The sequence below is a fragment of the Vibrio sp. S234-5 genome (assembly GCF_000960595.1).
Classification (GTDB): Bacteria; Pseudomonadota; Gammaproteobacteria; order Enterobacterales; family Vibrionaceae; genus Vibrio.
The window spans coordinates 76,704-89,712 of the sequence record NZ_JZAM01000360.1 but is presented as its reverse complement, the minus strand read 5'-3'; the positions used below and the strand labels follow the sequence as shown (position 1 = coordinate 89,712).

Below are 13,009 nucleotides of genomic sequence, written 5' to 3'. Positions count from 1 at the left end.
GTTGCAAAAATGTGATCAAGTCGAAGTGGCAAGGTGGCGATCAAAGCAGAATCTTGGAACTTAGCTTGTAGCGGTTACCAGGGTGATAGAGCAGGGCAGTACTGACGAGTCGGTCGTCGCTCCATGTGCGTCGGTTGAGCAGCAAACAAGGTTCGCTCACTTTCATATTGAGTTCTTGACGTACGCGCGCATCGGGAATGATCGCCTCTACCGTGTGTTCCATCGCGCTCAGCGGGCAGCTTTCCGATAAATACTGGTTCGGCGTTATCTGTGTGAAATCCTGCTGCAAGTAATTGGGCGCATAGCTGCTATTGACCCAGCGCAGCTCAAGTTGGATCGGCTCTTTGTCTTCGTAGTGGATGATCTCACTGTAAAACACTTGCGTGCCTAGCATTACGCCCAATTTGGTCGCAATTGTATCGTCCGCTTTCAAAGCTTGTTGGCGAAGCACTTTGCTGCGGTACGCTTTGCCACGATTACTCACTTCCTCGGCAATATTGCGAATATCCAGCAACGGCGATTCGGCTTTTTCCGTCGGCTCGCAGACAAAAGTGCCTAAACGTGGCCGACGCTGCAGTCGTCCTTCATTGACCAAATCGCGGATTGCTTTGTTAACCGTCATGCGGCTGACGCCAAATTGCTCTGTCAGTGCCAGCTCAGTGGGAATTTTGAAGCCGATATGCCACACACCGCTGTCGATTTTCTGCACAATAAACTGTTTGATTTGCATATAAATTGGCGATGACATAAAGGTTCCTTTTAATTGACTATACAAATAGTGCAAAAAAGAGGCATAAAAAGCAACTCAAGATGACCATTTTGTGCTGTGACACATTCTTACCATTCTTTTGCGCCATTTTACTTGCGACACGTTATGCGGTTGTGTAAACAGGGGCAAAGTACAAATAAATCAGCATAAAAAGGGATCTCATGTTTAAAAAACTTAAGGCGTCATTGGGAATTGGTTCAGCCAAGGTGGATACGATTCTCGACCAAATGAGTGTGTATCAAGGTGAAACACTCAAAGGCTACGTTCACATTAAGGGCGGCGATGTGGAACAGCAGATCGACGCCATCATCATCAAGCTCAATACCGAAGTCAAAGTAGAGAGCGAAGAGAGTGTCAGCTACCAAACGTTCACACTGGACAAATTGGCTGCCGTTGAGCCATTCGTAATTCAAGCGAATGAAGAAAAACAAGTGCCGTTTGAGATGAAATTGCATGACGAAACCCCGATCACCGCGGTCAATGCACTGAAAAACCAGTGCCATGTTTGGTTGGAAACGACATTGGATATTGGCTTTGCCATCGATCCCCGTGACCGAGATTTTATCGAAGTAAAACCACTGCCCGTAGTGAGCAAGGTCATCGACGCTATTGTTCAGGCGGGGTTCACTATGGTGAAAGCGGACGTCGAAAAGGGGCAGTTGCGTGGACAGAGTTTTTCTTCTCGCTCCGGCTGCTATCAAGAGCTTGAGTTTCGCAGTAACGGCTTTATCGGCAGTAAAGAGATCGAACTGTCGTTTATTTTGGACGGGCAGCGAGTCCATTGCTTGGCGGAAATTGATCGCTCATTGAGCTTTTCTGGCGATCAATATCGTTCCTTTACCCTGCCGTTAGATGCGTCCGCCGCGCAAATTGCTCAAGCGCTTGCGCCGACGTTGAATCTGTAGGCTTCACAAACAAGAAACTCATTGCGATTTCAGTTTCATTGGTTAGAATGCGGGTTCAGTACCTAGGCTGGTGCATCCGTAATTGCACCAAAATTCGTACCAAATCAATTACACTCGCAATGCGTTTTTCATACCAATATGAATCTAAAGCGTATTTCTTAAAACATGTGTTGCTTGGTGTGCAACACCACTGTAAAGGAAAAAACATGCCAATTATTACTCTTCCTGACGGCAGTCAGCGTCATTTTGATAACCCAGTTTCTACCATGGAAGTTGCGCAATCGATCGGTCCTGGTCTTGCGAAAGCGACCATTGCAGGTCGTGTCAACGGTCAACGTGTGGATGCGTGCGATCTGATCGAAAGCGATGCCAGTCTTGAAATCATCACCACAAAAGATGAAGTGGATGGTCTTGAGATTGTGCGCCACTCTTGTGCGCACCTTTTGGGGCACGCGCTTAAGCAGCTTTATCCAAATGCGAAAATGGCGATCGGTCCGACCATCGACAGTGGCTTCTACTACGATATTGATCTTGAAGAGTCGTTAACACAAGACGATCTAGAAAAGATCGAAGCTCGCATGAAAGATCTGGCGAAAACCAAATATCAGGTTATCAAGAAGAAAGTCAGTTGGCAGGAAGCGCGTGATACGTTTGAAGCGCGCGGCGAAACCTACAAGATGGAAATTTTGGACGAGAATGTCTCTCGTGACGATCGTCCCGGTTTGTACCATCATGAAGAATACATCGACATGTGTCGTGGTCCGCACGTCCCTAATATGGGCTTTTGCCAACACTTCACTTTGTTGAATGTGGCTGGTGCGTACTGGCGTGGTAACAGCGACAACAAGATGCTGCAACGTATCTACGGTACGGCTTTCCACGACAAGAAAGCGCTGAAAGACCACCTGACTCGCCTTGAAGAAGCGGCAAAACGTGACCACCGTAAGATCGGTAAGCAACTTGATCTGTTCCACATGCAGCAAGAAGCACCGGGCATGGTGTTCTGGCATCACAACGGCTGGTCAATTTTCCGCGACTTGGAAGTGTTCATTCGCGCCAAGCTAAACGAATATGGCTATCAAGAAGTGAAAGGCCCATTGATGATGGACCGTGTATTGTGGGAGCGTTCTGGTCACTGGGACAAATACGCTGACGCGATGTTCACGACTTCTTCTGAAAACCGTGAGTATGCGATTAAGCCGATGAACTGTCCGGGTCACGTGCAGATCTTCAACCAAGGTTTGAAGTCGTACCGCGATCTACCACTGCGTATGGCGGAGTTTGGCTCTTGTCATCGTAACGAGCCTTCTGGTGCACTGCATGGCATTATGCGTGTTCGTGGCTTTACTCAAGACGATGCGCACATTTTCTGTACAGAAAGTCAAATTCAAGAAGAAGTGACCAACTGTATCAAGATGGTGTATGACACTTACCAAACTTTTGGTTTCGATAACATCGTCGTGAAACTCTCTACTCGCCCAGAACAACGTGTTGGTAGCGATGAAATTTGGGATCAGTCAGAAGAAGCATTGAAACTGGCTTTGGAGTCGATGGAGATTCCATACGAAATCCAAGAAGGTGAAGGGGCGTTTTACGGCCCGAAAATCGAATTCACGCTGTATGACTGCCTAGATCGTGCTTGGCAATGTGGTACCGTGCAGCTCGACTTCAACCTGCCGTCTCGTCTTGGTGCAACTTACGTTGGTGAAAACAACGAACGCCTTATCCCGGTTATGATTCACCGTGCGATTTTGGGTTCACTTGAGCGTTTCATCGGTATTTTGATCGAAGAATACGCGGGTTTCTTCCCAACTTGGCTGGCGCCAGAGCAAGCAGTGATTATGAACATCACTGACAAACAGGCTGATTATGTTCAGGAAGTTGCTCAAAAACTACAAAAATGTGGAATTAGAGCAAAAGCGGACTTGAGAAATGAAAAGATTGGCTTTAAAATCCGCGAACACACTTTGAAGCGCGTGCCATTTATGCTGGTTTGCGGCGACCAAGAAATGGAAGCTGGCGAAATCGCAGTGCGTACTCGTAAAGGTAATGATTTAGGTAAATTTAAGGTGGATGACTTCATTTCTTACATCCAAGACCAAATCAGTAGCCGTAAGCTCAATCTGGAGGAATAAACTATTAAAGGCGGAAGACGTGGCCAAGTTCCGGTCAAACAAAACCAGCACCGTTTAAACGGTGAAATTCGTGGCGTTCGTGAAGTTCGTTTAACAGGCGCTGACGGTGAATCTGTCGGTATCGTATCGATCCAAGAAGCATTAGCAGCAGCCGATGAAGCTGGTATGGATCTCGTAGAGATCAGCCCTAACGCCGAGCCACCAGTCTGTCGAGTGATGGACTATGGCAAGTTCCTCTTTGAGAAGAGCAAAGCTACTAAAGAGCAAAAGAAGAAGCAAAAACAGATTCAGATCAAGGAACTTAAATTCCGTCCTGGAACTGATATCGGAGACTACCAGGTAAAACTACGCAACCTGGTGCGTTTCCTTGAGGAAGGCAACAAAGTGAAAGTAACTATTCGCTTTCGTGGCCGCGAGATGGCTCACCAAGAGATCGGTGTTGACGTTCTGAATCGTCTGAAAGAAGACACAGTAGATATCGCTGTTGTGGAATCTTTCCCGACGAAGATTGAAGGTCGCCAGATGATCATGGTGTTGGCCCCTAAAAAGAAGTAATTAACGGCTTTTGCAAGTAATAAATACCCGCCGTTTAACGCGGCGGTTTTTTATTCGCCCTAATTACGTTGTTTATTAAACTACTACAATGCGGAGTTATTCATCATGCCTAAGATGAAAACCAACAAAGGTGCTGCTAAGCGTTTCAAGAAAACTGCTGGTGGTTTTAAGTTCAAACACGCTACCAAACGTCACATCCTGACTAAGCGTACTACTAAGAACAAACGTCAACTACGTCCAAACGCAATTCTTCCTAAATGTGAAGTTGCGGGTATCGTTCGTTGTCTGCCATACGCTTAATTTGTTTTTAGTTTTTAATTCGTTTAGTTTAGGAGAAGCATAATGCCTCGCGTAAAACGTGGTGTACAAGCTCGTGCACGTCATAAGAAAGTTCTGAAACAAGCTAAAGGTTACTACGGTGCACGTTCTCGTGTTTACCGCGTAGCTTTCCAAGCAGTTACTAAAGCTGGTCAATACGCTTACCGTGACCGTCGCGCTAAGAAACGTCAATTCCGTCAACTATGGATTGCACGTATCAACGCAGCATCTCGTCAAAATGGTCTATCTTACAGCCGTTTCATCAACGGTCTTAAGAAAGCTTCTATCGAGATCGATCGTAAGATCCTGGCCGACATCGCAGTATTCGACAAAGCAGCATTTGCTGTTCTCGTTGAAAAAGCGAAAGCTGCTCTTTAATTAGCAGTTTGGGTTTAAGAAAAGGAGAGCATTTGCTCTCCTTTTTTCTTATCCTTTTTCTTCATTTACAAACGAGATAGCGGGCTGAGTACGCCCGATGCGCCTCTGTCGAGCACGTGAGTATATATTTGCGTCGTTTTCATACACTCTCAATAACTATCTGATTTTAAAGTGTTCTATTCGATAGGATTTTCTGATGGGGCACTGGTGGGCCAATTGGAAATTACTTTATTCAAAATGTCTATTTGATTGCTAGCATGTGACTTCATAAATCGGCCATATACTCTTTCTAGCATAGACGTCCCTACGTGACCCATTTGCTCTGCTATAAATGATAGGTTTGCATTGTTGCTTATCAACCAACATGCGTAGGTGTGGCGTGATTGGTAGGAGCATCTGTGGCGAATGCCCGCCGCCTTCAACCTGCGAGTCCACAAACGATTGTAGGTGGTTGTCTTGTAGGTTAGTTCGGTCTTCTGCAAACAATTCATAGGAACAAATACAAATCTAACAGATTCGCGACGAACTTCACTGGTATTCTTTACCTCAACTTCAATATCTTTCGCAGTAAGCGAGTAGGTATATTTCATCTGTGAACGTAGAGCCTCTAAGGCTGGTTTTAGCAAATGTACAGTCCTAGTCGAACGGTGAGTTTTGGGAGTTGTAAATACTCTTTTCACACCAATGTTGCGCCTGACGTTGATGATGCCTTTTTCTAGATCAATGTCCTCCCACGCTAAGGCACATAGTTCCCCGGTTCGTAGACCAGTATAAACTGCGACGGTAAACATGTTTGCCCATCGTTCATTAGGTGTTGCTTTAAGTAATTTTTCAAACTCATCTCGCTCTAACGGGTCAGGTTCAGATGGCTTGTTTCTAACAAGTTGAAGATCTGCGAATGGATTGGAGTCAATAAATTTAGATTTGACGGCTAAATCGAATGCTCTTCGCATAAGCTTAGTGTGGTTGTTTGTTGTCTTCGGGCTTCGTGCTTTACCACGAATAGTAGGTTTCTCGACTAGGAATTTCTGAAACTCCAAAGCATGTAGATGGTTGAAATCCTTTACTTTTATATTTTCTAGTAACATTTGACAGCGTTCAATGGTCCCTTTCATTACGTATTGAGTCTGGGATGAAAGTTTTTTTACTTTGAACTCGTAATATGTATCTAGTAGCTGCTGTACGGTCATTTCTGATCCTAGGGTGCTAGGGGAGGACAGTTCTTTTGCTTTTTTTGAGTTTGGAAATCTGCGAATGTAATTAAATGTGCCGTCATTGATTTCCGATAGAATAACGGCTCGCAATTGCCCAGCTTTTTTAATGTTACTCTTAGTAACTTCCCAACCCTTCAGCGTTTCACCACATCGGATTTCTTTATATGTAAAGCGGATACGAATCGAGTTCCCGCGTACTTCAACGCCTTCTGGAAGCTTCATCATGCCACCTTCTCTTGTGAAGAAAATTGATCAATTGCGATACGGTTGTATTTATAAGTACTACCTCTACTCGAATTGCATGAAGAAGCTCGTTTATAGTGTATGCCTTCAACCCAACGATACTGACGATAATTTTTAATTTGCCCTTCAGTCATTCCGGTTATTTTTGAAAGTAGGGTATCTTCAACCCATTCATTTGGTGCAATGAAAATAGGTTCTACATTAGTGGTTTCTTTTTGTGGCATGGTCGTTACCTTAATAATTGCTTGATTTGGTCTCGTCCTTCTTCGTTATAAAAGAAGGATTCGATCTGTTTGGGGTTGTTAGCGGCTTTGGTTAACCGCCATTGACCGAATGGCGCTTGCTTTAGGTTGTTCGCATTCGCCAACTTGCCTATCTTCTGCGCCGATATGCCAAACTCCTTGGCAAGATCGGTCGCGGAATAGTGACGCTCGGTTATGACAGGCATGTCAAAGCCAGATTGAATGAGTGCTTGAATGGATTGCTCGCTGAGTCTAGAAGCGGCGAGCAGGCCCAAAGCCGTGTCTAGTGCGCAGCTTTCGCAAAGAGGCTTTGGTTTGGAAACAATGGCGGGTTGGTCGCAGCGGCTACATTGCATTGAGATTACTCCCTGTGTTTGTTGCAATGTAGCGCGTTTGATCTTTTAGCAGAGGGGCTAGCCCTGTGATTTGCCCAAAAGAAAAGCCACACAAGTGGCCTTACTGGATTAGTGTTTAGCTATGGCCTTGCCAGCGGTTAAAGCAATATCGACGATTTGTTTGTTCACCGCCTCTGATATTTGCGCCATTTCCTGCATCGTGAAAATGCCCGGTTCTGCTATGAGGTTTGCGATTCTACTTTTGCTGACAACGAAGGCATCATTTGGGATATGTTTGGCTTCCACGGTTTGGCCGTTTTCAATAACTAGCATGATCCGCGTCATGGAAGGTACTGGGAGCGGTGGTTCCGGCGTTTGAATAACTTGCGCATCAGTCCAGTATTTCCACAACACATCATCACATTCGTTTTGGTACTGAATCACTTTGTCGCGGATATCTTCACGAATGCGGTTAGGTTGAAGTGTTTGGAGCCAGCCGAAGAGTTTACGAAGAGGGATGCAAGTTACTGAGTTGTGTGGATCTACAGATGGTATCACCATCATGGTGATACCCCATCGTTCTGAATTACTTGTTAGCTTTTTGTGCTGACTTTGCCAAGCCAGTCCCATTCCTTCAACAATAGGTTTCATCGGTGTATATGGCTCACCGTTGCGATCGACAATAAAAAGATTTGAGCCGTGAAAAGGGACTTTGATTTGATTAGGCATAGAAGCCTCCTTGGAACGCAATGAGTAAATCACCACGTCAATGAGACCAACCATTGGGTGGTGAACTGAGTGAGATTGGTCTTACCGCTCCAAGGGACGGCGCGCCGAGGCGCTCCCACCCAGCCCACCATAATTTGGGTGTGCTGAATCGCGCGCATAAAAAAACCAGCGAGAAGCTGGCAACTATGCGCCTTGGAAAATTGCGGGAGACCAATCCCGACACTGGATTTTGCCAGTGCCCGTAAAGGTTAGTCCCGAACTAGGCGCTTTGTCAATAGGTTAAGGGCTTAAGAGTGCTTCAGCCCTTCTAGGAAGCTGCCAACCAACTCCGTTGATTTTGCGTAAGCTGCGATTCTGTCCGCCTGGCGAACTTTCTTCGCTTGAGGGTATGGGTTTTCTTCTTTAAAGCTGATCACGGGTAAAAATGGCTTAGGTGATGAAAATGGGGTTTTAGTGTTAACTGGCATTTGATTTGGCCTCTCTTTCTTGCTCTTTCAACTGGTTATCCAGTCTAATTGCCCACTCAGCAGCCTGAGCTTTGGCTTTATCAACAGAAACGTTTGGTATTTCTGTTCTATTTGACGAGTCCCAACTAGTTTCTATTGCGATAATTAGCCAGTAATTGCTAATACGGCGTAGTGTTATCATCCTCCCGCGAATCCACTGGTGGTAATAGTCTGGCTCTGATTTGTCTATGCACCATTCGATGGATAATGCTTCATCAGATATCCCCATCAAATCCCATTGAGCTGGCATTGCAATGCCTTGCTTTTCAAACCAAAAAACAACTGGCTTAGGAGATAAGTCAGCTAGACCAAGCCGATTTAACTGTCTTAGTCCTGTAGAGTACTTAATGGTATTTACAAATTGATCTTGAATTAGAGAGCGATAAGCCTCTGGTGGTAGTGATGATTTAAAGCTGTTGCATGGAGCACATGCAGGAACTAGGTTTTCTACACAGTCCAACTCTGGGTATAAACACTCTTTACCAGTTTTATACCCAATAACCATACCGTGCTTGTTCTTGTTCTCTTCAAGCTTTCTTACTATCGGATAATAGTGATCGGCGTGCCATCCTTTTTGTGGTAGATCGCATCCGCAGTACCAGCACTTTCCTCCGGATTTACTCCAGATTAATTGTCTTTTCTTGCTCATTGGCGTTCACACTCTGTCGAAGTTGTTGCATCGAACGACGATCATTCCGTCACTGTCTTTGCCTATTTTTGGCATGCGCTTAAATTGATCTCTGCTTGGGCGTCGGTGTTGCTTATGCTTGCTCATTAACCCGCTTAACACCATTAAGCTCATTAATTTTTGCAATGAGCCGAGAAGCTTTTGTGTGCGGGCTTTCTTCCTCGCCTTCCCACGGGAATTCTCCAGAAAAGCCCATGATTGGGCGCATGATTTGAAGATGCTCGACCAGAGTTAGCCCAGAAATGTGCTCACTTTTGATTGACGACTCTTTAACTTGGCGCTTGAACTCGTCGTGCTCAGCGTCAAAGTCGATCCCCGCTTCGTGCATCGCTAGGTGTAGTGAGAGCATTTCAACAACTGCATTGGCAAAGCGCTCAAAACCACCGATGATCTTGTGCCCAGATTTGATGTGCGTAACTTCAAAAAGACCAAAGTTCGTCATAGTGATTGCTAATGCGCTAACGCCATCAACAAAAAAGGCCGGAACATCTGCACGGCCTTTGGTGGTTGGAATGTTAAGTGTATTCATTCGGACCCCTTGCTTTGTTTTATGCCTTTTAAGCTGGGTTAGTTAAACTCAGTTTGCTGGTTGCACTCTTCTCCTGAGAGTGCAGCTCCTGTCGCGTCAATGATGAATTGTTCGTTACCTGAGTTAACGGCGATTTGGTGGATCCAATCACGTAGGCTCGCAATGGTAATACGGTGCTCGTTGCATTCTTCTTCTTTGCGAACCGCATAATCAATCAGCGTTTCGTTCTCGCCAATATCGGTAAGTTTTACAATGTTTCCCATGGGTACCTCAATGAATGGGGTTGAAGGCAGGCTCTAACTCAGCGACTAACCTTGAATCTGGCCCAGTGCCGATTTTGCTAAGTGATTTGACGAAGTAAGCTTTGCCGTTGTGTTCGAAAATTAGATTTCGCTTAAAGCTAATTTCTGCAGCATCGGCGGCTTTGCTTTTTGGAAGCATTCGTATCTTCATGCTGCCTCCTTCTGCTTTGCCATCATGTTTAAAATGACGTTACCTTGGGCGATAAGGTCATCTCGATTTAAGCGCTCAGTTGGTCGGCGTTCCCATGCCCACGATTTATCGAAGATGACGACTGCGGAAGGGAAGCCTGCAGAGCTTGGCTTGTCTTTGGGCGTGGCAGGTACAAACCAGTCGGGTGCTTCAAAGCCAACGCGGCCTTTGATGAACTGGATGAAATCTGCATCCTCTGGCCACCATGTTTCAGAGGTGGCCGCTTTGATGAGCAAGAGGATTTTTGCGCCTTCATTACGCTGATTTCGACACCATTCAATGATGTGCTCCATGCCTGTGATGGCGTTATTCTCGTCATCAAAACTGGCTCTTGAATATGGCGGGTTGCCATAAGCTGCACTGCCACCGATCTTACGTAGGTCTGCCGCTAGGTTTTTGGTTAAGGCGTTGTCGGCAGCGGTGTAGTAGCTTGGAAGTAGGGTATTGCAATCATCGGCAAATATATCGATGACGATGGAGCCAAGACGAGCGTTGAAGGTGCTAAATAGCCCCCAAGCAATGGCTTTTGGAGTCTGCCATTGGTCGCCGATTTCTTTCAGTTTATGGCTCGGTTGCTGCTGTGTTTCTAGCAGCTTTTGTGCGTAGTGGTTCATTGGTCGTTACCTTAAAAAGCCCTCGGGTGAGGGCTTAAAGAAAAGTGAAGATAAGCGGTTAAGAAGTGAATGTGCCGATAAAAGTGTTGATCTCGATATTTTCAGAGATAAATCCTCTTCCTAAGTTGTCTTTAAACTCTTCACTCATTTCTTCCTCGTGCTGTTCGAGTCGCTTGATTCGTAGTACTAGAATTTCGTTTCCAATGGTGCTCATTCGCAGCTCGAACTCTCTCTCTGAAAGTCCGAGATATGGTTGGCAGGTGAACTTGAAAACTGCTGGCATTGGAAATTCTTCTTTGGTACGTACGGCTATCGACTCGTATTCTGATTGTTGATGACTAAAATCATCCACGTTCGATTCTCGGCCCGCTTTGGATTCAAATTTCATATTGCGTACTGCAGCAGAAGCTATGGAGTTCTCGATTAACTCACCTGTGGTGGAGAATACTTGAATGGATGTGCTGTAGTCTTCAATCCAATCCGAGAGTTTCTTCTGATTTAGGCGCTCGCCGTTGATCTCTAAAAGGGCTCGATATGATGCCGTTTGCCGAAGCGCGAGTTTAGCCTTATGTCTACAGTGGCCTGGCTTCATCATCGTACCGATATCAAAAATTGTTGTGGCTGACATACGTTCTGTGCTGATGAAACACTGAATACCTTCGGTTTGATACTCTTCGTGATAACGTACAAACTCATCAATATGGCTCGTTTCCATAACACCGCGAAACATATTGCGGTGTGGCATGTATGATTCCAGATCGTGTAAATCGAACGAACTTGGCAGTGCTGCGACAGGGAAACCAGTATTTACTAGCTGGTTTAGAAAATCTTTGGCATTGCCGGATTCTTGAATTTGTTGAATAGCAGATTTGTCCATACTCATAGCTGTTTCTCTCAAATGTGATTGGTGAATGAATTAGCGTACTTCGCGCAACTGTTTAGAATCGTCGATAATTAGTTGCCCGCGGATATCTTCTTTAGGGCGGTCGTAAGTGAGTTTCCCGCCTTTGCCAACGAAAGCGATTGAAGTGTATTGAAAGTCTTCGTTTTTGGTTCCAAAGCCGGCTTTAGGTTCTTTAACCGACATGTTGGCAGTGATCTCGACCATTTCATTGTTTGTGCCCATTGGCTTTAGTTTTAGATCAATCTTCACGCTGCCCTGTTTATCGCTGTATGAGGCTGCGCGAGCTACATTCGAGAGAGCCAATCCAATAACATTGGAGATAACGCCGCCGTCAAGTTCTTGCATGAGTTTTGGAAAGTTGGTGGTGCGGTCCTCAATACTGAGGTTTCCTGCTTCTGTTTTTGACATGTCAATGCCCTCGTTTAGTTAGCTATATCTTTATGTCGATCTATGCAGCTTTAAGCATCAATAGACTAATCAGCTCATCAGTTCCCATTTGGCTGAGTAGCCATTCAATCGCCTTGGCTTTGCCAATCTCACTTAGCAATTCTTCGGTGTTAAAGTGTTCAGCGATTTCCTCTGCAGTGAAGTTACCGAGAACGTCTTCGATTTTTGCGGTGGCTTCGGTCTCGCCATCGCGTGGATCTATGCTTACGGGGCCGTAAGCAATAAATGAAATGTGCTTCTTCATTGGTCGTTACCTTGATTCTCAGGGGCTAGCCCCTGAGTTGATTTAAAAAGAAAGCCACTCGAAAGTGGCTTTGTGGGGTTAGTGTTTCGCGGCAGATTTGCTGGCGGTAATGGCTATTTCAACCATTTTCTTGTTCACCGCTTCGGCGATCTGCGCCATTTCTTGCATGGTGAAGATGCCCGGCTCTGCTATGAGGTTGGCGATTCTGCTTTTGCTGACAACGAATGCATCGTTAGGAATGTGCTTGGCTTCCACGGTTTGGCCGTTCTCGATAACAAGCATCACTCGTGTCATTGAAGGTACTGGGGTTTGTGGTTCTGGTAGCTTCTTCTGGTTGTTTGCCAGTTTCTGCTCCATTTCGTTGAAGGCGTTGATGTAGCGCTCTTTGATTTCTGCGGCGCGTTTGCCTGTAAAGCCCATCACCAAGAACATAAAGCCGTCTTTGGTCATTTGGTAGGCTTGGTAAACTTCACCGTTTTGTTCGTTCTTGTGGTGGTATGCTAAAAAGTTAGCAGACCTAAACTCGCCGGAACATTCCAATGATCTTAACTTTGCTAATACGTTACGATGTTGCTTGCCAAAGTATTCAGCAACTTTCATTGAATTGGTAACGAGCTGATTTGTTTGAGATGCGAAAACAAGATCGGATGGTTTAGCAGATGCGATAGCTGTAGAAACTGTGTTCATGATGAGGCTCCTTGTATTTTTTAGGAGTTCACCACTCAACTTTCCACGATTGGGTGGTGAACTGAACGAGGTGTG

The 13,009-nt window shown here is 45.5% G+C and carries 20 protein-coding genes and 1 pseudogene; 5 read left to right on the top strand and 16 right to left on the bottom strand.

The genetic code is table 11. The features are described 5' to 3' along the window. Window positions 1–40 precede the first annotated feature (40 nt). On the bottom strand, window positions 41–748 hold the full coding sequence (hutC, locus tag UF06_RS19515) for a histidine utilization repressor (RefSeq protein ID WP_039429420.1): 708 nt from the start codon (window positions 746–748) through the stop codon (window positions 41–43). A gap of 182 nt (window positions 749–930) precedes the next feature. Between hutC and UF06_RS19510 the strand changes: the two genes are divergently transcribed. The 5 genes from UF06_RS19510 to rplT all read left to right on the top strand — a co-directional run bounded on the left by UF06_RS19510 (window position 931) and on the right by rplT (window position 5,060). After that, on the top strand, window positions 931–1,674 hold the full coding sequence (locus tag UF06_RS19510) for a sporulation protein (protein ID WP_045571904.1): 744 nt from the start codon (window positions 931–933) through the stop codon (window positions 1,672–1,674). 206 nt (window positions 1,675–1,880) lie between these two features. Then, window positions 1,881–3,809, top strand: a complete 1,929-nt coding sequence (gene thrS, locus UF06_RS19505) for a threonine--tRNA ligase (protein WP_039435471.1) — start codon at window positions 1,881–1,883, stop codon at window positions 3,807–3,809. Window positions 3,810–3,812: 3 nt separating this feature from the next. Further along, window positions 3,813–4,364, top strand: coding sequence for a translation initiation factor IF-3 (infC, locus tag UF06_RS19500; RefSeq protein WP_082069785.1), 552 nt, complete (start codon window positions 3,813–3,815; stop codon window positions 4,362–4,364). Window positions 4,365–4,469: 105 nt separating this feature from the next. Beyond that, window positions 4,470–4,664: a 50S ribosomal protein L35 gene (gene rpmI, locus UF06_RS19495; protein WP_045571902.1), complete on the top strand. Its 195-nt coding sequence runs from the start codon at window positions 4,470–4,472 to the stop codon at window positions 4,662–4,664. Window positions 4,665–4,706: 42 nt separating this feature from the next. Then, window positions 4,707–5,060 (top strand): 50S ribosomal protein L20, encoded by a 354-nt coding sequence (gene rplT / locus UF06_RS19490; RefSeq protein ID WP_004727974.1) that lies wholly within the window; start codon window positions 4,707–4,709, stop codon window positions 5,058–5,060. 65 nt (window positions 5,061–5,125) lie between these two features. Here rplT and UF06_RS25105 read toward each other — a convergent pair. The 15 genes and pseudogenes from UF06_RS25105 to UF06_RS23245 all read right to left on the bottom strand — a co-directional run. Further along, window positions 5,126–5,200 (bottom strand): annotated as a pseudogene (locus UF06_RS25105) (integrase); the annotation flags it as partial. A gap of 36 nt (window positions 5,201–5,236) precedes the next feature. Continuing rightward, window positions 5,237–6,499: a tyrosine-type recombinase/integrase gene (locus UF06_RS19485; protein WP_242402042.1), complete on the bottom strand. Its 1,263-nt coding sequence runs from the start codon at window positions 6,497–6,499 to the stop codon at window positions 5,237–5,239. Further along, window positions 6,496–6,741, bottom strand: a complete 246-nt coding sequence (gene xisR, locus UF06_RS19480; protein ID WP_045571901.1) for an excisionase family protein — start codon at window positions 6,739–6,741, stop codon at window positions 6,496–6,498. Before xisR ends, UF06_RS19485 begins: the two co-directional genes overlap by 4 nt. A 5-nt stretch (window positions 6,742–6,746) precedes the next feature. Further along, on the bottom strand, window positions 6,747–7,115 hold the full coding sequence (locus UF06_RS19475) for a hypothetical protein (RefSeq protein WP_052702599.1): 369 nt from the start codon (window positions 7,113–7,115) through the stop codon (window positions 6,747–6,749). Window positions 7,116–7,223: 108 nt separating this feature from the next. Further along, window positions 7,224–7,823, bottom strand: a complete 600-nt coding sequence (locus UF06_RS23255) for a phage antirepressor N-terminal domain-containing protein (protein WP_052702598.1) — start codon at window positions 7,821–7,823, stop codon at window positions 7,224–7,226. A gap of 287 nt (window positions 7,824–8,110) precedes the next feature. Then, window positions 8,111–8,290, bottom strand: a complete 180-nt coding sequence (locus UF06_RS19465; RefSeq protein WP_045571900.1) for a hypothetical protein — start codon at window positions 8,288–8,290, stop codon at window positions 8,111–8,113. Next, window positions 8,280–8,978, bottom strand: a complete 699-nt coding sequence (locus UF06_RS23250; protein WP_052702597.1) for an HNH endonuclease signature motif containing protein — start codon at window positions 8,976–8,978, stop codon at window positions 8,280–8,282. Before UF06_RS23250 ends, UF06_RS19465 begins: the two co-directional genes overlap by 11 nt. Window positions 8,979–9,090: 112 nt before the next feature. Then, window positions 9,091–9,546 (bottom strand): hypothetical protein, encoded by a 456-nt coding sequence (locus UF06_RS19455; RefSeq protein ID WP_045571899.1) that lies wholly within the window; start codon window positions 9,544–9,546, stop codon window positions 9,091–9,093. 38 nt (window positions 9,547–9,584) lie between these two features. After that, window positions 9,585–9,809 carry a hypothetical protein gene (locus UF06_RS19450; RefSeq protein WP_045571898.1) on the bottom strand — a complete coding sequence of 75 codons (225 nt, stop codon included), beginning with the start codon at window positions 9,807–9,809 and terminating at the stop codon, window positions 9,585–9,587. Between the two features lie 7 nt (window positions 9,810–9,816). Further along, the gene (locus UF06_RS19445; protein WP_045571897.1) at window positions 9,817–9,999 is read right to left on the bottom strand and encodes a hypothetical protein; all 183 of its coding nucleotides are present in this window, start codon (window positions 9,997–9,999) and stop codon (window positions 9,817–9,819) included. Next, window positions 9,996–10,652, bottom strand: coding sequence for a phage N-6-adenine-methyltransferase (locus UF06_RS19440; protein ID WP_052702596.1), 657 nt, complete (start codon window positions 10,650–10,652; stop codon window positions 9,996–9,998). Before UF06_RS19440 ends, UF06_RS19445 begins: the two co-directional genes overlap by 4 nt. A gap of 58 nt (window positions 10,653–10,710) precedes the next feature. Next, complete coding sequence (locus tag UF06_RS19435; protein ID WP_242402041.1) at window positions 10,711–11,535, bottom strand: DUF2303 family protein; 825 nt, start codon at window positions 11,533–11,535, stop codon at window positions 10,711–10,713. 33 nt (window positions 11,536–11,568) lie between these two features. Further along, window positions 11,569–11,964 (bottom strand): hypothetical protein, encoded by a 396-nt coding sequence (locus tag UF06_RS19430; RefSeq protein ID WP_045571896.1) that lies wholly within the window; start codon window positions 11,962–11,964, stop codon window positions 11,569–11,571. Between the two features lie 40 nt (window positions 11,965–12,004). Next, on the bottom strand, window positions 12,005–12,247 hold the full coding sequence (locus UF06_RS19425) for a hypothetical protein (RefSeq protein WP_045571895.1): 243 nt from the start codon (window positions 12,245–12,247) through the stop codon (window positions 12,005–12,007). 78 nt (window positions 12,248–12,325) lie between these two features. Further along, a complete protein-coding gene (locus tag UF06_RS23245) occupies window positions 12,326–12,934 on the bottom strand; it encodes a Rha family transcriptional regulator (RefSeq protein ID WP_052702595.1) in 609 nt (202 codons plus the stop codon). Window positions 12,935–13,009 lie beyond the last annotated feature (75 nt).